Origin of the sequence: Piscibacillus salipiscarius JCM 13188 (assembly GCF_001311865.1) — a bacterium.
Lineage (GTDB): Bacteria > Bacillota > Bacilli > Bacillales > Alkalibacillaceae > Piscibacillus > Piscibacillus salipiscarius.
Genome location: NZ_BBCD01000018.1, coordinates 27,756 through 46,698, shown reverse-complemented (window position 1 = coordinate 46,698; position 18,943 = coordinate 27,756). Strand labels below are relative to the sequence as shown.

The window sequence follows — 18,943 nt, the reverse complement described above, 5'->3', positions numbered from 1 at the left end:
TTTTTCATAAGATATTATTTCGCTGCTTTTTGCAGCTTATGAATTAAGTGTAATGATTTACCTGTTCCAACAGCTACGCACTCAAGTGGATTTTCAGCTACGTGTACAGGCACATCAATTACTGATGAAAGCCAATCTTTCATACCATTAGTAATGCTCCACCACCAGTCAGCATAATACCGTGATCAACGATGTCACCACTTAGTTCAGGCGGACAGCTTTCAAGTGTAGCACGAACAGCTTCTAGAATAGATTCTAGCGGTTCTTTTAAGGCATCTTGAATTTCTTTTGAATTAAGCGAGATGGTTTTTGGTAAACCTGTAACTAAATCACGACCACGAATTTCCATTTCCATTGGATCATGATCAATTAAAGCATAACCAATTTCCATTTTTATGTTCTCAGCAGTACGTTCACCAATTAAAACATTGTAATGTTTACGTACGTGTTGAATTATAGCAAGGTCCATGTGATCTCCGCCTGTGCGGATTGAGTTGGCTGACACAACTCCACCAAATGAAATAATCGCAACTTCGCTAGTTCCTCCGCCAATGTCAACAACAACGTTTGACACAGGCTCGTCCACTGGAAGTCCAGCACCTACTGCAGCCGCAACAGGTTCTTCAATAATGTGTACTTGCTTTGCACCATAATCTTTAATGGCATTATCAATCGCTCGACGCTCAACAGAAGTCGAACCAGTTGGCGCACAGACAATAACGTTGGTTTACGCATGGACATGCCTAAACGTTTACTTACTTTCTTAAGCATAACGTTTAACATTTGTGATGTAACTTCATAGTCGGCTATGACACCATCTTTTAATGGTCTAATCGACGTGATGTTTGCTGGTGTTTTACCAATCATTTCTTTTGCTTCATTACCAACAGCTAATACTTTACGAGTGTTCGTATCAATTGCTACAACTGAAGGTTCATTATAAACGATGCCTTTGTTTTTACTATATATTAATAGGTTAGCTGTTCCTAGATCAATTCCAATTTCTGCATTTGAAAACATTCAGATGCCTCCGTCTCTATAAGTCTTATCAATTAATCCTGTAGCTTTAATTTTAACACGGAAAATTGTCGAATGTCGTTAAGAATTTTTTAACAAAAAATTACAGAGGAGCCGATCCTCTGTAACAATACTGGTTATTTTTTCTTGGCTTCTAGTAAGTTTGCAAGTGTAGAAGCGTCATATGATTCGATTTTGCGACCTTCATGATAGCTGATACCAATATTTTTTAATTCGCTTACGAACCAACCTTTTGAACCGATATACATCTATAACACCTCTTTCTTGAATTGTTCCACTATTAAAATCATGCAGATGTCATTGTAACACTTATACCAATCATTGAGAAGGATAAAGTGTTGTAAGTTTTTGCATATGGTTTAAAAAAACATTGTGATATGATAAGAGTGATTTAGAAAGGGTTGTTATTTATGGAAAATCGCTCACTTGAAGAAGTCAAAAAGACGTCTAAATACGCTAAAAAAACTTTGAGTTGAACGAAGACGATTTTTATGATGCTGCTGAAGATCAATTAGATGAGGCGGGCACATCATTAGAGCGTATGGTGTCAGTATACCAGCGGCTTCAACAAGAAGTTTCACAAAAGATGAACGAAATGGATGACCATATGGGCATGACGCCTAATTGTCAGTTAGGATGTGCATTTTGCTGTTATTTTCCAATCATTATATCAAGACTTGAAGCGAACATGATTATGGCATCAATAGAAGCGATGCCACAAAGCAGGCGTGAAGAGTTTATTCATCATTTGAAGGATTATTTTGAACGTCATAAAGCATTAATAGATGAAGCAACAGCGCTTAATTTTGATGAGGAAGATATCAAATATGATTATATTAAGAAGCAACTGCCTTGCCCGTTATTAAATACAGAAACCAATGCGTGTATGGCATACGAAGCAAGACCACTACCATGCCGCACTTATGTAAACTATATGGACCCTGACATTTGTTATGAGAACTATGTTCCTGAAGAGACCGTTAGTTTTGAGTTCTTGTATGAAGATTATATGGGAGCTTTAAATGCGGCTGCACAAGTCATGTATGAAGATGAGAATCCAGACTTCTTGGACTATCCATCAGACGTTTATCAATATGACTACATGCCAGTGTTTTTAAAAGAGTGGATTGAAAATAGAAAATAAGGCTGCCCCACAAGTGGGTAGCCTTATTTTTTATGTCTTATAAAATGGGTCGAATGTCTCATATATCAAGTTCAATGTCCCATAAATCATTTTTTTGTATCATAAATCTGAAAAATTGTCTCATAACTAGCCAGAAACGTCTCATAAATAAGATGTCATGTCCTATAAAAGTCAACCGTTACTGCGCAAGCGTATCTGTTAATACGTACTGATTATGTTCAACAGGTTTTTCCTTAGCATCGGTTAACCAAACTGCTCGCATGCCTAATTGAAGGGCAGGTGCGACTTCGTTCATGAAGTTATCGCCAACCGACACGGCTTGTTCAGGTTTTACATGATACTTTTCTAAAACATAGCTAAAATGTTTCTTCGTATGAACGGGTTTCATAGCCGAAGGAATGAGTTCTTCAAAATGCTCGTCAATGTCTAAGAATTTAAGCAGACGCTTTGCGTCGACTTCATCACTATTTGTACATACAATTAAACGCCTACCTTGCTGTAACTCTTTAAGATAACCTTTTAATCCTGGTGTTTGTTTTAGATAACCGTCTAATTCCGCCATCTGCTCTTTAGTTCGATTGTATGATGCTTGAATAACGTCAGTGCCAATACCGAAATGGCGTGCAATCGCATATGGAGGCCACCAGCCATCTCCAATCGGAACCCAGTTTTTAAAATCAAATTCATGCGCAGCAATCGTTTTAGGCGCATCTTGTACGTTTACCACTTCACCTTCCCAATTATGAGCTTCTGTTAACTCTTCTGTAAAAGGGTCCCACGTCCAGACAATGTCACGTTTTCCGTCATAGATTTTCCCAATTTGTACAGGGTGGTCGCCTTTTAATATCTGGTCGTAAATGGACTGGAATTTTTCCTTTTTCTCATCATTTAGGTGTTGTTTTAAGTTGTCAACATGTAGGTTAAAATGCTCTGTGCCTTCATATAATGTACCATCTAAGTCGAATATAATGACATCTGCTTGATCCAATAGTTTTTATACATGTCTTTGATCCCTTCCTTTATATCTTTGAAAATAGTTTAACATACTAATCCGACTATTTTTTCGTTTGTTCCGCTTTTTATTTAACATTTGATAAAATATGAGTAGACAGATAAAGGGGAGAGAGCAGCATGCGGACGATTTGGAGTTTGTTTTATGGTGTCTTGTATGTATTATATACAGTGCCTTTCATGAAAAGATATCAAAAATTAGATCGAGATAATTATACAAGAGCTGAATACAATCAATTAGTACATAGAGTACCAAAACAGTTTGCAAGGAAGTTTTTTAAACAATCAGGGTCAACCATGGTTGTATGTGGAGAAGAAAACATTCCAGAAGCGCCATATTTAATAGTGGGAAACCATCAGGCGAACTATGATATTTTTGCTTATTTAGGGTATTTCAAAGAACCGTTTGGGTTTATCTCAAAAGTAGAAGTAAGCAAAATTCCGATTGTTAAGCCTTGGATGGAGGTCATGGATTGCTTGTTTTTAGACCGAAAAATCGCAGGGAATCGGTTAAAACCTTTAAAAAAGGTATAGAATTATTAAAGGATGGTCATCCTCTAGTTATTTACCCCGAGGGGACAAGGTCAATGGGGAGTAACATGTTGCCATTTAAAAGTGGAAGTTTAGCTTTAGCTAAAAAAGCTAAAGTGCCTGTCTTACCTGTAATGGTTGATGGCACTTATAAAATAATGGAAGAGAATCAAAACAGAATTAAAAAGGCAACGGTTTATATGACGATTTGTGAGCCGATTTCGGTAGAGACGTAGAACAGATGAAACTTGAAAAGCTAGCTGAAGAGACACAAAGTAGGATTCAAAAGGCGTTAGATCAAGTGAAGGAAAGGTGATTGTATGTGCGGAAGATTTACGTTTGTTGCAAATCCTGACGAAGTGGCAGAGGAGTACGAGTTAGATCAGCCGTTTGATTTTCCAGCTCGTTATAATATCGCGCCAACACAGGAGATTTTAACGGTCGTAAATGATGGCGAGAAAAACCGGGCTGGTACGATGAAGTGGGGGCTTGTGCCTTTTTGGGCAAAAGATCAAAAGATTGGCCATAAAATGATTAACGCTAGAGCTGAAACGGCAGATGAAAAGCCAAGTTTTAAAAGGTTAATGGAACGTAGACGCTGTTTAATTTTAGCTGATAGCTTTTATGAGTGGAAGAAGACAGATGATGGTAAACAACCTGTAAGAATAAAAATTCCTGATCGAAATCTATTTGCGTTTGCGGGACTTTGGGATCGCTGGCGCCGTGATAGTGAAGAATTAGTTACCTGCACGATTTTAACAAAAGAAGCGGACGATTTTATGAGCGATATACATCACCGCATGCCTGTTATCTTGCCGAAAGAACAAGAACAGGATTGGTTAGATTTTAATTTAAAGGATGCAACTGAAATGAAAAAATTTGTTTTGAGTTTACCAAAACAACATCTAGAAGCTTATAGCGTTAGTCAATATGTTAATAATCCTCGTAACGATGATGAAGCATGCATCACTGCATTAACGGATTGATAAAGAAGAGGGGTTTCCTATGTATGTTGGGGAACCCCTTTTTATGGTGAGTAATGTAATATTAATTTTCGAATAAAAAGCCCTACGCAAATTCCAGGAATTACGAATATGATGGGAAGCCATACCGGACCTACGATATATCCAAGTACTTCAGTACGATAGGAATACATTAACCCTATCGTGACAAAAAAATGCTGTAAACACAAATGGCAAAAATTCATATGAAGGATTTTTACCATCAGCGTGTTTATAAGCATCCCATATTCCAAAGAAATAAATACACGGATAGAACATCAGCCACTGGTAATCAACTATGTGAATCGCCTTATCGATTTCACCTATAAAACTGTATAAAATCGCTTGATTGAACTTACTCATCACATTTATTAATACTTCTAAAATAATTAAAGCAATTCCCTTAACGAGCTGGTGATTGAGTAGTTGCCCAAAACCTGGGAAAGCGATGCTCCAAAATAGCACTTCAAGTTTTTTATTCCTCATGTTCCCGCCTCTTTTAATCCTTAATTAGTTGTTTTCGGTTCGGTACTTGTGGAGGCTCTTCAAGCCAACCATTGTCGATCATAATATTTGCACCATCTTGGCATACATGGCAATTTCTGCAGATAAACGTTGGTAGGTTAACGTAATATCACTTCTCATACTCGCAGTCGATGCCGTAGCGTAATTCCCTTGGCCAGCTGCACTTAATACGGCCATGAAATGCATAATCAGTTTGTCAGAAAATACTTTTTCTGTAGAATTGGTTATATAACTATTGGACCCCATAGGTACATCAATATATGACTTTTCAATAATTTTACGAAAAGTTTTTACGTGCTTCTCAGAGATTTTCATACCTCGAAGCATGTATTCCTTCACAACTTGATTATCTGTAGTCTGTGCAGAAGACATAGTAATCATAATACCAACAGTGTTTGTTTTAATATTTTCAAATAAATGGGTTAACTCAACCGTATTTAGTGGGCGGTTACTGAATAAGCTCATGTACTTCTGAGATTTAACAAATTCAACTTCTGGTTGAACTTGAACACTGGGCGGCCTAACTAGAAGTCCTTTTTCTAATGCCAAATCAATACATTGATTATAGAGTTTGATGGATTCCTTAGTTGTGTTCGTAAAAAGGTCACGTATATCTTTGCGTACGCAGGTCATCAGAGTAGAACCGTGAGCGAGCATGCCTGCCTTTAAAGTATGTTCTAGAAACTGGACCATAAATGGATCTAAGAAAAGCTTGTCCGCATTTAAATTAACATCTTGACCATTAAAACCTTTCGGAATTGGAATGTTGTCATCTTTAAATAACTTTGTTAGATCTTTTACTATTTGATCAGATAGATTTATTGAATTCTGAACGAGGTTTTTGGTTTGTTCATCATCAACCGTTTCAAGGAAGTATTTAAGTATTTGGACGTAAAGAGAGTTCTGAATATACTGTGTCCACATTGTGCCTATTTCATTACTGTTTATATTTATTTTGTCCACAATTGTTCCCACCCTTCGGCAAACAAAACATTTACTGTTATTTTGACCTTAGTTATGTAATTTATTAGAGAAAATATAGATTAGGGATTTTTTTCAAATTTATCTTCTTTTAATGTGGCACAATTTTGTTTATGATATTGGTTAAAGGGAAATAAAATATGTAGCGATAAATTGATAGTGAAGGTGATGTAGTTGGTTAAAGTATTGTTCGTGTGTTTAGGAAATATTTGCAGATCACCAATGGCTGAAGCAGTCTTTTCAAATTTAGTCAGTCAAAAAGGACTTGATTGTCAGTTTGTGATTGATTCGGCTGGTGTGGCAAATTATCATGTTGGCGAACCACCTCATGAAGGAACCTTGCAAAAGCTAAAAGATCATCAAATTAATGCCTCTGGTTTAACAGCAAGACAAGTAGACAGTTCTGATTTTGAGCATTTTGATTATATTATTGCGATGGATGACGATAATATAAAAGCTTTAAATGATTTAAAACCTGATGATTCACATGCAATGATTAAGAAATTATTAGATTATACTGAGGAGCATGACACAAAGAATGTTCCAGATCCTTATTTTACGGGTGATTTTGATGAAACGTATCAATTAGTTTCAGAAGCATGTCAAAATTTACTTTACGATATTCGTATTAATCACGACATTTAAACAGGAGGATGTTTTATGAAATTAAAATCATGGCAATCGAGCATGTTGGTAGGGGCTTTAGTTGGACTTGCAGTATCGATGTTTAATAGGGAAGAACGTGAAAGCTTTAAAAGTGGTTCTAAAAAGACATATCAACAAATAAAACATATTTATAGCCACCCATCAGAAACAATTAGACAACTTCGATTAAAATTAGATCAAGTGAGTCAAGGAACCGATAAATTAATTGAACAAATCGACCAAGTTGAAAAATTAGTTGATAAGGTGGATCAAGGCCAGAAAAATAGTAGGTGAATAACTCGTGATTTTCACACTAAAGTTTTGGAAAGATTTGTATCAACATTTTGTTGATGATGACGTGATTGGGATGTCGGCCCAGCTAGCGTATTTCTTCTTATTGTCTTTATTTCCATTTCTTATTTTCTTGTTAACTTTAATTGGATTTTTACCGATTGATAAAGATAGTGTATTTAATCTCATTCATCGCTATATGCCTGGCGATTCAATGGAACTGATTATTAATAACGTTAATCAGTTAATGGAGGACAGGAATGGCGGGTTATTGTCAATTGGGATTATCTTAACCATTTGGTCAGCATCGAATGGGATTAATGCACTCATGAGAGTGTTTAATCGGGCTTATGAAACTGAAGAAGATCGTTCATTCATTGTCACAAGATTAATATCAATAGCCATGACACTGGCGATGGTGTTGGTTATTTCCATTGCCCTAGCACTTCCCGTTTTCGGAAAAGCTATTGGTACTTACGCCTTTGAGTTTCTTGGATATTCAGAAAGCTTTATTGAATTTTGGAGTGCGATTCGTTGGATCATCTCGTTCTTTATCATTGTTTTTGTATTAACCGTGTTATATATGCTTGGTCCAAATCAGCGGATAAAGCTAAAACATGCTCTACCTGGTGCTGTAATCGCAACGGTAGGCTGGCAAGTGATATCATTAGGTTTTGCATATTATGTTGAAAATTTAGGGAACTTCTCCTATACTTACGGAAGCTTAGGAAGTATTATCGTTCTTATGATTTGGTTCTTCTTATCAGGCATGATGTTAATTATCGGAGGCGAAATTAACGGATTATTGCACCGACATAAAGCTAAATTATTTAAGCACGCGTGAGATCTCGCGTGCTTTTTTGTAATATGCGGAGATACGTTCATAAAAGGCGAGAACCGTTCATAAAAAGCAAAGTTACGTTCATAAAAGGACGAGAACCGTTCATAAAAAGCAAAGTTACGTTCATAAAAATGGGAGAACCGTTTATAGAGCTATAAAAACCGTTCATAGTAGCGAAAACCCGCCCTAAATTAAGCGCTAGCTTCGCCCTTAATTGGATTCTTGGCATAAATCGTTATGAGAATTAATACGACCAGTAGGAATCCTGACACAACGTAAAAGAATGACACCCCTGGTAAATACTCAATGAATAAGCCGCTTAGAGCAGGGCCAGAAATACTGCCAATGCTAAAGAACACACCACAAAGAATGTTTCCTGCTGGAAGTAAGCTTTTAGGTAGCAAGTCCGTCATATAAGACATGCCTAAAGAGAACAAAGAACCAACGAGTAAGCCGGAAACTGCGAAGACTATAAATAAGCCGATTACAGACTCCTCAATGAATACCGCGATTAAAAAAGTGACTACTCCGCCAATTAATACAAATGATAAAACACTTTTCCTCCCTATTCGATCACTCAAAATTCCTAAAGGTATTTGTGAGATAATACTTGCTGCGGCAAAACAAGGAATAATAAACGAAATAATCGACACATCATGACCAATTCTCATGGCGTAAACAGGGAAATTCCCATGCAATGATGCCTCTAAAAAGCCATACGCAAAAGGTGCTAGAAACGCAACCCACGCATATTTAATCGTACCTAAAAACGTCCTATTGAACGGGTTGATGTTACTTGCATAGCGTCTTCTTGTACGGGGAATTCATTACGCACAAAGAACATAGAAGACCAGGCAATTAAGCACATCAATCCACTAATAATGAACGGCAGACTAGGATTAATTTCGATTAATGCTGTCATCAAGGGGCCAAGAGCAAACCCTAAAGCGAACATTAAACCATAGATTGCAATATTCCGTCCGCGATTATGTTCTTCGGTCGTTGTTGTAATCCATGTTTGCGTTCCGAAGTGTAAAATATTATCTCCTATTCCAATCATCATTCTAAGTACAAACCAAAACCATAAGGATTCCCATATGGTGAAAAAGAATAACGATAAGAAGACGAGAGAACCTCCAATTAAAATTAAAGGTTTATAACCATACGTTCTTAAAGGTTTTTCTAAAAACGGGGAAATGACTAAAATCCCTATGTATAATGCAGTTGCATGTAGTCCATTAACAGATGAGGAAATTCCACTCTGTTCTAATAAAACAGCGATTACCGGCAACAGCATACCCTGTGAAAGACCTGATATTCCTACCATCGTGACGAGTATGATAAAACGTGCTTTTGGACCTGCCATATTGCCATCCCCCTTTGAGCAAAGTCAATGACATTTTACCCCACATCCATGTTAGAATGAAATCAAAACGATTTAACGAATAGGAGTGACGTTCATGCAATTCCACGTAACACAAGATGAGATTAAAACTAAGACAAACTACGGCTCACTAGACATTTCGCCGAACGATGAAAAAGGTTTTAGACCCTTTCAATTAATGGTTGCATCATTAGCAGGTTGCAGTGCATCTGTCTATCGAAAAATTTTAGCAAAACAAAAGTAGAATTTGATGAAATGACGATTGATGCGGATGTAGAACGTACTGGTGATGACGTTAATAAAATTGAAAAAGTGACGTTGATCTTTAAAGTGAAAGGCCAAAACTTAAATGAGAAAAAACTTCAAAAGAGCTTAGAGATTGCGAGTAAAAACTGCTCAATGGTTCAATCGGTTACTGGATCCATTGAGGTCATCGAAAAAGTAGAAATAGAAGAAGCATAACAACGAGATCAGCCCCATATTTTTTAAAAAAGGGGTTGATTTTTTAAATTAACACCTTTATCATGATAAAGTGTTAACGTGGTAACAAGATGAAAAGGGAGAGTTTAAAATGGCTTCAGCAGTTATTATATCTGTAATTATATTAACAATTCTAAGCTTATTAAAAGTTAACGTATTAGTCGCAATAGTCATCTCAGCTTTTTCAGCAGGACTGATCGCTGATTTAAGTTTTACTGAAACAGTTGAAATGTTTGTAACTAATATGGGAGGCAGTGCAAATACCGCTTTAAGTTATGTGCTTCTAGGTGGATTTGCCGCAGCGATTGCTTATACAGGAATTACTAAAGGAATCGTTCAATTTTTAAGACGAGCAGTGAAAGGGAAACGCGGATTTATGCTAATTGCTATAGCTATTATCGCGTCGTTCTCACAGAACTTAGTTCCCGTTCACATTGCGTTTATTCCAATTTTGATTCCACCATTGATTGCGTTATTTGATAAAATGCAACTGGATCGTCGTGCAGTCGCAACGTCACTAACATTCGGGTTAAAGGCTCCGTATGTAATGTTGCCAGTTGGGTTCGGACTAATCTTCCACGAAACGATTCAAGATAGTATGAAGGAAAGTGGAGTAGAACTGACAGTTGGTCAAATTGCTTCATCTATGTTTATTCCAGGTCTAGGAATGATTGTTGGTTTATTAATCGCAATCTTTATTACGTATCGTAAAAAGCGTGACTACAGTCAGGTCACACCTGAAGGGCAGCCATCAGACATTGAGGAAATCGATGATGAGCCATTTAAATTTGAACTCAAGCACTTAATGACGATGATTGCAATTGTAGCAGCATTAGTTGTGCAAATTTTAAGTGGTGAAATGGTGCTAGGCGCATTAACAGGTCTAGTCTTAATGTTCTTGCTTGTAGCCGTTCCATTTAATGAAAGCGAACAAATCATGTCAAAAGGTATTACAATGATGGGCATGATTGCATTCATTATGTTAGCAGCATCAGGATTTGCTGGAATATTAGACGGAACAGGATCTGTTGAGGCTTTAGTTGATGCATCATCAGGTATTTTAGAAGACCAAAAAGCGTTAGTTGCTTTTGTCTTATTATTAGTCGGGTTAATTGTCACAATTGGAATTGGAACGTCATTTGGTACCATTCCAATCTTAGCAGTATTATTTGTGCCAATCGCATCACAAGCAGGTTTTTCACCGTTAGCAATCGCAGCGTTAATCGGAACAGCTGGCGCATTAGGTGATGCAGGTAGTCCTGCTTCAGACAGTACATTAGGTCCAACAGCAGGTCTTAATGTTGACGGAAAACACAATCACATTTGGGATACGGTAGTGCCGACTTTTATTCACTTTAACATCCCGCTATTCATTTTCGGTTGGATTGCATCATTGATTCTATAAAATGAAAAAGCTATTGCGACACGTGATCGCAATAGCTTTTCTTATATTAAAGTAATGATAAAACAAAGCCGATGACTACGATAAGACCTATGATCATAAGAATTGTGCGAATCACTATCTTCACCCACCTTTTCTCTTTCCGTTAATAATCAATTACCTTAAATCCCGCTTATTAAACCTTAGAAGTATGTTTTTATGGAACAACACAAAATATAAACATATGGAGGATGACTTAATGAAAAAAGTATTGTTTTTAGTGTTGATTAGTCTTCTTTGTACATCCATTTCTGCATCCGCAACTCCTGCTCATCAGGAAACATACGGTTACGGATATAAGAAACAATATAATGAACAGCCACCTGATTTAGGGTTTTACGCTCCATTAATTGAAAAATACAATGGATTTTACATGGGGGATCCAAATGAAAAGAAAGTGTACTTAACGTTTGACAATGGTTATGAGCAAGGTTATACGTCGACTATTTTAGATATTCTAAAAGAGAAAAAAGTTCCGGCGACGTTTTTCTTAACAGGTCATTATGTAAACGACGAACCCGAGTTAGTTAAACGGATGGTTAATGACGGTCATATCATTGGGAACCATTCTAATAAGCATCTAGATTATACAAAAGCTTCTGAAAGCGACATTAAACAGGATTTAAAAGCGCTAGATGAAAAAATCAAAAAATATACTAATCAGGATACCGTTCAATTTTTCAGACCAGCTGAAGGCCGATTTAATGAGAAATCTTTAGCAATCACAGACGAATTAGGTTATGTAAACGTCTTTTGGACAGTGGCATTTGTTGATTGGCATAGTGACCGCAAAAATGGCTGGAAATATGCATTTGATGAGGTCATGGAGCAGGTTCATCCAGGGGCCATAATCTTACTACACACCGTTTCGCAGGATAACGCCGATGCACTAAGTCATCTCATTGATGAACTGAGAAAAAGAGGGTATGAGTTTGGCTCTATAGAAGATATACTTTGGGACAAATACGTCCCGTTGTATTAAGTTATTAACTCGCATATTTAATGCGAGTTTTTTATTTTTATTTTAAGGTAGAAAACTTTTTTAAAACCTAAGTTAAGTTCATGTCGTCTAATCTATAGGGAGTGAGAAACGTGGATGCAGAATCATTGAAACCGCTAAATCTTGATCACAAAGAAGAGCTCATTAACGAACTCATAAATAAATATGGTCAAGACTTGTTAAAGCTTGTTTATTCGTATGTGAACAATCAAGAAGTAGCTGAAGACCTCACACAAGATATATTTATAAAGTGCTATAAGACACTCGATACCTTTAAAGGACGTTCAAGTGTTAAAACGTGGCTATGGCGAATTGCGATAAATCAGTGTAAAGACTATCTAAAGAGTTGGCATAAAAGAAACGTATTTCCTTCTGAAAATCAGAATGTTTTTGATCAATCTGATTATGAACACGTAGAGCATCATGTGATTCAAAAGGATACAGATGTGGCTTTAGTAAGGGCAGTTATGAAATTACCTATTAAATACCGAGAAGTGATTTATTTGCATTATTACGAAGACTTACCTATTAAAGAAATCGCAGCTGTTATCAATAAAATCAAAATACCATTAAGACACGTTTGAAACGTGCAAAAGAGCTTTTAAGAAAGGAGCTAGAGAGAGTAAATGGAAAATAGATTAAGCAAACTTCGTAAGTCGCTGGATCATTCAGTTTTCAAACAGCTGACTTTTTCAGAACAACTTAGGGAAGGTATTTTTAAAAATTTAGACCGCGATCAAGAAAGTGATTACGAAATAGATTTATCTATTTTACACCTGTTGGTTGAGAAGAAAACAGGTTATCAACTTCTTCAAGACCTTTATTCTCGAGATTTATAACTATGAAAGCAATGAAGGGATGTTATATTTAAAGTTACACGATTTAGAGAAACAAGATTATATAACATCTAGTTGGGGAAATGACGGTGAGAAGTTTTACCGGATTAGTCAAATAGGTAATAACATATTAGACACTCACTATAAGCAAAATCATACTCTGTTTAGAAACCTAATAGAGGAGTGAGGTTAAATGAGGGAGATTGATTCTTTTTTAGAGAAGGTATCGAGTCAAATCAAAACAAAACGAACAAAAAGATACGTACAGTTAGAACTATCCCATCATTTAGAACAATCTAAGCAAAAATGGATTGAAAGAGGGTTTAACGATTTAGATGCAGAAAAGAAAGCGGTAGAGGAGATGGGTGACCCTTATAAGATTGGATCCAATTTAAATAAGACACACGCTACAACTGCTTTCTCTTATTTCAAACCTTGGTTTGTTCATATCATCATCGTCATAATATCTGCGTTAATGTTTAACGTGCTTCAAGTAATGGATCAATTAATAGTCAATCATATATTTAGGTTAATTATTTATGTTGCTCAGACAGCTTTAGTTATTTGTCTTTATTTTTATTTTGGAAGAAAGCTTTTGAGTGATTTACCTAAAAGAATCATTTACATATCGGTTGGAAGTTTACTTGTTTTAAATTTGGCCATAGCCTTAAGCGGTTACGTAATGATGAATTCAAGCAATCACATCACAGCTGAAAACGGCCAATTTCCTATCATGCTTTTGATGGTTTTTAATCACAGCTTTCATATGATACTGACTTCCATTTCCGTAATTCCAGATATAATAAATATATTATTAATTTCAATATTGTCTCCACTCTTTTTATATATAGGAAGTAAAAATAAAAAAGACTTATTTAACCACACATTAATCAAATCGTTTTGCCATAATATGAGTTAGATGTACACTGTTAGTAGTGACTAAGCAAAGGGGAAGTTAACGATGTGGAAAGAATATTATCATGCTCCAGGCATGTATGATTTTGACTATTCATTAAGACGTTTAAGTATGGATCCACTTATTCGTATTAATTCCAAAGAGCGTTGGGTTGACGTTCCAGTACGTTTAGAGAATGACAAGGTAGTTGTCCGTGTAAAAGCAGAAGGAACGACGGAGAAACCTGTTTTTTCTGTTATGTCGGATCACGATGAAAATCAAGATGTAATTTTTGAACATATCCGAAATATTTTTCAGTGGGATAAAGATTTAGATGAAGTTCATCAATTTTCCAGCAGTCGGAGCTATCTATGTTGTTCCATCAATATCAAGGCACTCCAATCGTAAGGGATTTTAATTTGTATGATTCGCTTATGAAAGTGATCATTCATCAGCAATTAAATATGAAATTCGCTTTTACGTTATCGACTCGCTTCGTTCAGAAATACGGAGAAGAAGTAGATGGTTCCTGGTTTTATCCAGAACCCGAAACCGTTGCTAAGTTAAATTATGAAGACTTACGAGAACTGCAATTTAGCCAGCGTAAAGCTGAATACGTCATCGATACATCAAAAAAAATCGTGGACGGTGATCTTGACTTACAAGAAATCTCCAAACTTCCAACCGAAGATGTGATGAAACGATTAGGTAAAGTGCGAGGAATCGGACCGTGGACAGTTGAAAACTGGTTACTGTTTGCGCTTGGAAGAGACGACTTATTCCCAGCTGCCGATATTGGCATACAGAACGCACTTAAGAAATGGTGGCAGATGGACAAAAAGCCGAGTAAAGATGATGTTGAGAAAAAGGCTGAAGAATGGACGCCATATAGAAGCTACGCAGCACTAACTCTTTGGAGGAGTATAGAAGATTAAAATTAATTAGAGCATCGATTGGCACACGCCATGTCGATGCTCTTTATCATATTTAGAACTTAATAACTTCCGTCTTCGATAGTTACAACTGGTTCTGATGTTGTCTCTAGTGGAGGGGCATTCTCACACTCAGGGAAGCTCGTTTGAACATCAGCATTAGTATGAAATGAATTACCAGCAGGGTTGACGATTGTTTCACCATCTTCAGTTTTAATAATCAAATCACCCGATACATAAATGTCGCCTCCAAATTGTGTATGGGAAAATTCTTCAGAAGACGTGTTAACGTAAATTGTTAGATTACCATCAACGGTTAAGTCAGTTCCATGAAGGATCAGACCGTTTTTAAGTATGGCATCACTACCAAAAACGACAGGGTTATGACTGAAAATCACGTCATCGTCCGTAATCACATACCCTCTGACACTGAAGTTTCCTTTATAATCAATTTTCTGTTTAAACCTTGCATGACCACAGGCTAAAAACAAACTGTTTGGATTATTACCGCTAGTTAAAGTTGAATTAATATAAGCATTTCCTTTAATAATTGCCTGAGTCAAAGTATTGATTTCAATACTATTTAATACAGCCGTCCCGTTTACAATTAGTGAGCTGCTTTTGACTGTCAAAGGACCATTCAAAAATAGGCTTCCAATTTCAGCATCCCCACAATTCTTCGTATCTAATGACCCAGTTATGACGTATGTATGATCGTTCACTAATGGACATTTTTATGGTTCCAACTCACATCTTCATCATAAAAATGATCAGGATTACTCGGAGGTTCAGGTGGGGATGTGCTATCTGATTCCCATTCCTCAATAGGTAATGTTCCGTTCTCTAGGCTAAACGAGATGGTCAGACTTTCATTGAATTCGCCATCATGACCGTTGATTTGAGTAGAAACGATGGCGCCTTTAGATGTTTCTTGGATGTTAATATCAGGTTCGAGTTCAAAATAACGCTCGGGGTATTCATCATCAATTTGAACTGCTTCAACTTTATCGATCGTGTCGTCAACCATATCTTGAAGCGCGCTTTCATTTAGCTCGACGTTATGCTCTTTTAAGTAGTTAGTAAACTGATCGCTCACAAAAGAAACGCCCATTTCAGCAATGTGGGTCGCACGGTTATGATGTTCAATCACGTTATTCTGCTTCGCGTTCGATAAAATATTATTCATCATAACAGTTGAGAACAGCATAATTAATGCTATCGTAAGTAGCACCATAATTAAGGCTGCTGCGTTTTCGTTATGAATAAGTTTGCGCATATTAATCACGTTCCTTTGAACCGATGATTTGAGTAATAGTTGTCGTTAGAGTGACCGGCTTAAAGCGTTTGTTAGAAGGGTCTGTGACTTCAATTAATAACCTTAAATCATCTACATGATCGACGCTAATGGTGTCACCAGCTGCTAAGTTCGTTAAGCTACGTTCCCCTGCGCCAGCGGCTATATCATAAATTCCACCGTGTCCATCAAAGGTGTAACTTTGATCTTCTGACATACGAACGACATACGTTGAAGAGTCAATCCGTGTCAGGTCATATTGCTTATGCGTTTGATGGATATCGGTTAAGTGAGCAATAAAACGATTGAGATCTGATTGAACCTGAGATTCGATTTCGGATTGCTGATAGTGATTAATTGTTGATAAGGTAACGGAGAACACGACTGAACCAACAATAAACATTAACGTTAACGTAGCTAACAGCTCCACTAATGTAATTCCGCGTTCATCCTTCATTCTTCATCCACCTCTATGTATGTATAAGTATCTGCCAGCGTTTCCCCGTCCTTATTAATCAAAATTTTGGCTAACCAAAGAGAAGTATCTGGTTCTTCAGATAGCTCTAGTTGTAATTGAAAAGATGGATGTTTGTGAAATTGACCTGATGAATTTACAGAAGTGATGTGAGGATGGGATGTTTGGTTGAACTGAGTATATGTACCTAAATCTAATAAATCCGTATTTAAATCACGTACGTCTTCTAAAGCCACCCTCGCTAAATTAGTCGCGATCATTTCCTCCTCATTTGTGTTTTGCATGCTTGCAGACTGCGTAAAGACTGAGAAGAAGCCAATCAATACAATTGAGAGGATGACTAATGAACTTAATAATTCTATTAAAGTGATGCCTTTTTGATTATTTAAAATAGAGAACATACTGAACATACCTCGACTTTTTTCTAGTAAAAAAGTATAATGTAAAATATACTACTAATTTATCATATTTTAATAGATTATGTATGTCTTTTCTTGAAGAAAGGAAGATTGGCTTGGTGAATAAAGTAAAGTTGAGATTAGGTGAAATCCTGACTCAGCAAGGCTTAATAACGAAAGAACAGCTTAATCATGCCTTGGAAACCAAACGCCCTGGCCAAAAACTAGGCGATAAGCTATTAGAGTCTGGTGACATAACCGAAATGCAGCTCATGGAAGTGTTGCAGCAACAACTCGGCATTCCACATGTAAGGTTACATAATTACAATATCGATCAAAGTCTATTAAATTTAATATCGAAAGAATACGCACGGGAAAATCTCGTCTTACCGTTAAAAAAAGAACAAAATAAATTAATTGTTGCAGTTAGTGATCCATTAGATTATTTTGTATTTAATGATTTATGGTTATCGACTGGATTTATCATTGAACCAGCAATTGCTACAAAAGATGAAATAAGGCAACAAATTTTAAGGCATTATGAAAGAGAAAATCTAGCCGAACAATTTGACTTAGAACATGAACCAGAGACCTCTCGCGACCTAACACTTGAAGAAGAAACATCACCTGTTGTTAAGCTCCTTAGCCAAGTGATTCAACAAGCCGTTGTTGAAAAGGCCAGCGACATACACTTCGATCCTCACGAACATCACGTTGTTATTCGTTTAAGAATAGATGGATCCTTACGAACAGAACAAACGTTATCTAAGAACATTCAGTCTTCAATGATTACCCGCATTAAAATTATGGCAGGATTAGATATTACAGAACAAAAGATTCCACAAGACGGCCGCATCAAACGTAAAATCGAGGCCGAGATATCGACATGCGTGTAAGTACACTACCCACGATTTTTGGCGAAAAAGTTGTCATTAGGGTACTCGACATCCACTCGGTATCAAATCATTTAGCTGATTTAGGTTTTGAAGACCATCAATTAAATGCATTTGTCAGTATGATAGAGAAACCACATGGTATCGTACTATTAACTGGCCCGACTGGTTCAGGTAAAACCTCAACTATGTACGGAGCCTTAACTCGGTTAAATCAGGAAAACGTGAATATTATAACAGTTGAAGATCCCGTCGAGTATCAGCTAGACGGCATCAACCAAATACAAGTTAATCCAAAGGTTAATTTAACTTTTGCATCGGGGTTAAGGTCAATTCTAAGGCAAGACCCCGATATTATTATGGTCGGCGAAATTAGAGATGAGGACACCGCCAATATGGCCGTACGCGCATCCATCACTGGACATTTGGTCTTAAGCACGCTACATACCAATGATTCCATCGGTGCAATAGATCGTCTCATTAATATTGGTGTTGAGCGTTTCTTAGTTGGAACATCCCTAAATGGAGTTGTAGCTCAAAGGCTTGTGCGAACTATTTGTAAAGATTGTGTGGTAAGTAAAGAGCCGGCTGAACGGGAGAAGGAAATCTTTGCGAAATACAATCTGAAAATTGAACAGGTTAAAAGAGGAAAAGGCTGCCCGACGTGTAACCAAACTGGCTATAAGGCCGAACTGCCATCCATGAAGTCCTTAATATAGATGAAGATGTTCAGTCAGCTATATTAAATAATCAAACCTCAATAGAAATTCAGAAATTAGTTCGTGATAAAGGCTTTACGTATTTATTTGAAGATGGTTTACGCAAAGTACAAAAAGGTTTGACTACGACTGAAGAAGTCTTAAGAGTAGCAGTGGAGTAGTGGAGGTAAAACGAGATGGGCGCTTAT

At 36.8% G+C, this 18,943-nt stretch carries 23 protein-coding genes and 5 pseudogenes; 17 read left to right on the top strand and 11 right to left on the bottom strand.

Going from position 1 to position 18,943, the window contains the following annotated elements; genetic code table 11:
* Positions 1–14: 14 nt before the first annotated feature.
* A pseudogene (gene mreBH / locus JCM13188_RS12395) lies at positions 15–1,020 on the bottom strand (rod-share determining protein MreBH).
* Between the two features lie 134 nt (positions 1,021–1,154).
* Complete coding sequence (locus JCM13188_RS19235) at positions 1,155–1,286, bottom strand: YflJ family protein (RefSeq protein WP_279401799.1); 132 nt, start codon at positions 1,284–1,286, stop codon at positions 1,155–1,157.
* Positions 1,287–1,510: 224 nt separating this feature from the next.
* On the opposite strand from JCM13188_RS19235, the gene JCM13188_RS12390 reads away from it, so the two are divergent.
* Entirely contained in the window at positions 1,511–2,182 is a 672-nt protein-coding gene (locus JCM13188_RS12390; protein ID WP_054754431.1) for a YkgJ family cysteine cluster protein, read from the top strand.
* 178 nt (positions 2,183–2,360) lie between these two features.
* Here the strand turns inward: JCM13188_RS12390 and JCM13188_RS12385 are convergent, their stop codons facing one another.
* The gene (locus tag JCM13188_RS12385; RefSeq protein ID WP_054754430.1) at positions 2,361–3,170 is read right to left on the bottom strand and encodes an HAD family hydrolase; all 810 of its coding nucleotides are present in this window, start codon (positions 3,168–3,170) and stop codon (positions 2,361–2,363) included.
* A 143-nt stretch (positions 3,171–3,313) separates the two neighbouring features.
* Here JCM13188_RS12385 and JCM13188_RS21155 point away from each other — a divergent pair.
* A pseudogene (locus JCM13188_RS21155) lies at positions 3,314–3,960 on the top strand (lysophospholipid acyltransferase family protein).
* An 84-nt stretch (positions 3,961–4,044) separates the two neighbouring features.
* Positions 4,045–4,710 (top strand): SOS response-associated peptidase, encoded by a 666-nt coding sequence (locus JCM13188_RS12370; protein ID WP_054754424.1) that lies wholly within the window; start codon positions 4,045–4,047, stop codon positions 4,708–4,710.
* A 41-nt stretch (positions 4,711–4,751) separates the two neighbouring features.
* Here JCM13188_RS12370 and JCM13188_RS12365 read toward each other — a convergent pair.
* A pseudogene (locus JCM13188_RS12365) lies at positions 4,752–5,211 on the bottom strand (hypothetical protein).
* Positions 5,212–5,289: 78 nt separating this feature from the next.
* Entirely contained in the window at positions 5,290–6,213 is a 924-nt protein-coding gene (locus JCM13188_RS12360; protein WP_279401797.1) for a DUF3231 family protein, read from the bottom strand.
* Between the two features lie 192 nt (positions 6,214–6,405).
* Here JCM13188_RS12360 and JCM13188_RS12355 point away from each other — a divergent pair, with 192 nt between their 5' ends.
* From JCM13188_RS12355 to JCM13188_RS12345, 3 genes are read left to right on the top strand one after another with little or no spacing between them, the layout of a single operon-like run.
* On the top strand, positions 6,406–6,876 hold the full coding sequence (locus tag JCM13188_RS12355) for a low molecular weight protein-tyrosine-phosphatase (RefSeq protein WP_054754422.1): 471 nt from the start codon (positions 6,406–6,408) through the stop codon (positions 6,874–6,876).
* A 15-nt stretch (positions 6,877–6,891) separates the two neighbouring features.
* Positions 6,892–7,170, top strand: coding sequence for a hypothetical protein (locus tag JCM13188_RS12350; RefSeq protein WP_054754419.1), 279 nt, complete (start codon positions 6,892–6,894; stop codon positions 7,168–7,170).
* Positions 7,171–7,177: 7 nt separating this feature from the next.
* Complete coding sequence (locus tag JCM13188_RS12345) at positions 7,178–8,011, top strand: YihY/virulence factor BrkB family protein (RefSeq protein ID WP_054754417.1); 834 nt, start codon at positions 7,178–7,180, stop codon at positions 8,009–8,011.
* Between the two features lie 188 nt (positions 8,012–8,199).
* On the opposite strand, the gene JCM13188_RS21150 is transcribed toward JCM13188_RS12345, so the two are convergent.
* Together JCM13188_RS21150 and JCM13188_RS21145 are read right to left on the bottom strand one after the other, a co-directional pair.
* Complete coding sequence (locus JCM13188_RS21150) at positions 8,200–8,706, bottom strand: MFS transporter (protein WP_369405002.1); 507 nt, start codon at positions 8,704–8,706, stop codon at positions 8,200–8,202.
* Positions 8,707–8,771: 65 nt separating this feature from the next.
* Positions 8,772–9,374: an MFS transporter gene (locus tag JCM13188_RS21145; protein ID WP_369405001.1), complete on the bottom strand. Its 603-nt coding sequence runs from the start codon at positions 9,372–9,374 to the stop codon at positions 8,772–8,774.
* 94 nt (positions 9,375–9,468) lie between these two features.
* Between JCM13188_RS21145 and JCM13188_RS21140 the strand changes: the two genes are divergently transcribed.
* From JCM13188_RS21140 to JCM13188_RS21835, 10 genes and pseudogenes are all read left to right on the top strand, one after another.
* Positions 9,469–9,636: an OsmC family protein gene (locus JCM13188_RS21140; protein ID WP_369405000.1), complete on the top strand. Its 168-nt coding sequence runs from the start codon at positions 9,469–9,471 to the stop codon at positions 9,634–9,636.
* An 11-nt stretch (positions 9,637–9,647) separates the two neighbouring features.
* A complete protein-coding gene (locus JCM13188_RS21135; protein WP_369404999.1) occupies positions 9,648–9,854 on the top strand; it encodes an OsmC family protein in 207 nt (68 codons plus the stop codon).
* Between the two features lie 109 nt (positions 9,855–9,963).
* Positions 9,964–11,277, top strand: coding sequence for a Na+/H+ antiporter family protein (locus JCM13188_RS12330; protein ID WP_054754415.1), 1,314 nt, complete (start codon positions 9,964–9,966; stop codon positions 11,275–11,277).
* Positions 11,278–11,512: 235 nt separating this feature from the next.
* Positions 11,513–12,295 carry a delta-lactam-biosynthetic de-N-acetylase gene (gene pdaA / locus JCM13188_RS12325; protein ID WP_054754413.1) on the top strand — a complete coding sequence of 261 codons (783 nt, stop codon included), beginning with the start codon at positions 11,513–11,515 and terminating at the stop codon, positions 12,293–12,295.
* A gap of 110 nt (positions 12,296–12,405) precedes the next feature.
* Positions 12,406–12,950 (top strand): annotated as a pseudogene (locus JCM13188_RS12320) (sigma-70 family RNA polymerase sigma factor).
* Positions 12,940–13,152: a hypothetical protein gene (locus JCM13188_RS12315; protein ID WP_054754410.1), complete on the top strand. Its 213-nt coding sequence runs from the start codon at positions 12,940–12,942 to the stop codon at positions 13,150–13,152. The pseudogene JCM13188_RS12320 and the gene JCM13188_RS12315 overlap by 11 nt, the downstream one beginning before the upstream one ends.
* Entirely contained in the window at positions 13,097–13,336 is a 240-nt protein-coding gene (locus JCM13188_RS21130; RefSeq protein ID WP_369404998.1) for a helix-turn-helix transcriptional regulator, read from the top strand. Before JCM13188_RS12315 ends, JCM13188_RS21130 begins: the two co-directional genes overlap by 56 nt.
* A gap of 6 nt (positions 13,337–13,342) precedes the next feature.
* Positions 13,343–14,068 (top strand): permease prefix domain 1-containing protein, encoded by a 726-nt coding sequence (locus tag JCM13188_RS12310; RefSeq protein ID WP_054754409.1) that lies wholly within the window; start codon positions 13,343–13,345, stop codon positions 14,066–14,068.
* Positions 14,069–14,110: 42 nt separating this feature from the next.
* Positions 14,111–14,452, top strand: a complete 342-nt coding sequence (locus JCM13188_RS21840; protein WP_439646639.1) for a hypothetical protein — start codon at positions 14,111–14,113, stop codon at positions 14,450–14,452.
* Entirely contained in the window at positions 14,419–14,979 is a 561-nt protein-coding gene (locus JCM13188_RS21835; RefSeq protein WP_439646638.1) for a DNA-3-methyladenine glycosylase family protein, read from the top strand. Before JCM13188_RS21840 ends, JCM13188_RS21835 begins: the two co-directional genes overlap by 34 nt.
* Positions 14,980–15,038: 59 nt before the next feature.
* On the opposite strand, the gene JCM13188_RS12300 is transcribed toward JCM13188_RS21835, so the two are convergent.
* From JCM13188_RS12300 to JCM13188_RS12285, 4 genes are read right to left on the bottom strand one after another with little or no spacing between them, the layout of a single operon-like run.
* A complete protein-coding gene (locus JCM13188_RS12300; protein WP_054754407.1) occupies positions 15,039–15,698 on the bottom strand; it encodes a hypothetical protein in 660 nt (219 codons plus the stop codon).
* Positions 15,698–16,252: a hypothetical protein gene (locus JCM13188_RS12295; RefSeq protein ID WP_054754405.1), complete on the bottom strand. Its 555-nt coding sequence runs from the start codon at positions 16,250–16,252 to the stop codon at positions 15,698–15,700. The genes JCM13188_RS12300 and JCM13188_RS12295 overlap by 1 nt, the downstream gene beginning before the upstream one ends.
* Before the next feature lies 1 nt (position 16,253).
* Positions 16,254–16,727, bottom strand: coding sequence for a type II secretion system protein (locus JCM13188_RS12290; RefSeq protein WP_054754403.1), 474 nt, complete (start codon positions 16,725–16,727; stop codon positions 16,254–16,256).
* Complete coding sequence (locus JCM13188_RS12285) at positions 16,724–17,146, bottom strand: type IV pilus modification PilV family protein (protein ID WP_054754402.1); 423 nt, start codon at positions 17,144–17,146, stop codon at positions 16,724–16,726. Before JCM13188_RS12285 ends, JCM13188_RS12290 begins: the two co-directional genes overlap by 4 nt.
* 83 nt (positions 17,147–17,229) lie before the next feature.
* Between JCM13188_RS12285 and JCM13188_RS12280 the strand changes: the two are divergent.
* A pseudogene (locus JCM13188_RS12280) lies at positions 17,230–18,916 on the top strand (GspE/PulE family protein).
* The last annotated feature ends 27 nt before the right edge of the window (positions 18,917–18,943 follow it).

Excerpts from the sequence above, each read along its gene's own strand:
- JCM13188_RS12295 (WP_054754405.1), bottom strand. The coding sequence starts at position 16,252 with ATGCGCAAACTTATTCATAACGAAAACGCAGCAGCCTTAATTATGGTG.
- JCM13188_RS21840 (WP_439646639.1), top strand. The coding sequence starts at position 14,111 with ATGTGGAAAGAATATTATCATGCTCCAGGCATGTATGATTTTGACTAT.
- JCM13188_RS21145 (WP_369405001.1), bottom strand. The coding sequence starts at position 9,374 with ATGGCAGGTCCAAAAGCACGTTTTATCATACTCGTCACGATGGTAGGA.
- JCM13188_RS12315 (WP_054754410.1), top strand. The coding sequence starts at position 12,940 with ATGGAAAATAGATTAAGCAAACTTCGTAAGTCGCTGGATCATTCAGTT.
- JCM13188_RS21135 (WP_369404999.1), top strand. The coding sequence starts at position 9,648 with ATGACGATTGATGCGGATGTAGAACGTACTGGTGATGACGTTAATAAA.
- JCM13188_RS12370 (WP_054754424.1), top strand. The coding sequence starts at position 4,045 with ATGTGCGGAAGATTTACGTTTGTTGCAAATCCTGACGAAGTGGCAGAG.
- JCM13188_RS12330 (WP_054754415.1), top strand. The coding sequence starts at position 9,964 with ATGGCTTCAGCAGTTATTATATCTGTAATTATATTAACAATTCTAAGC.
- pdaA (WP_054754413.1), top strand. The coding sequence starts at position 11,513 with ATGAAAAAAGTATTGTTTTTAGTGTTGATTAGTCTTCTTTGTACATCC.
- JCM13188_RS12350 (WP_054754419.1), top strand. The coding sequence starts at position 6,892 with ATGAAATTAAAATCATGGCAATCGAGCATGTTGGTAGGGGCTTTAGTT.
- JCM13188_RS12285 (WP_054754402.1), bottom strand. The coding sequence starts at position 17,146 with ATGTTCTCTATTTTAAATAATCAAAAAGGCATCACTTTAATAGAATTA.
- JCM13188_RS12290 (WP_054754403.1), bottom strand. The coding sequence starts at position 16,727 with ATGAAGGATGAACGCGGAATTACATTAGTGGAGCTGTTAGCTACGTTA.
- JCM13188_RS12310 (WP_054754409.1), top strand. The coding sequence starts at position 13,343 with ATGAGGGAGATTGATTCTTTTTTAGAGAAGGTATCGAGTCAAATCAAA.
- JCM13188_RS21140 (WP_369405000.1), top strand. The coding sequence starts at position 9,469 with ATGCAATTCCACGTAACACAAGATGAGATTAAAACTAAGACAAACTAC.
- JCM13188_RS19235 (WP_279401799.1), bottom strand. The coding sequence starts at position 1,286 with ATGTATATCGGTTCAAAAGGTTGGTTCGTAAGCGAATTAAAAAATATT.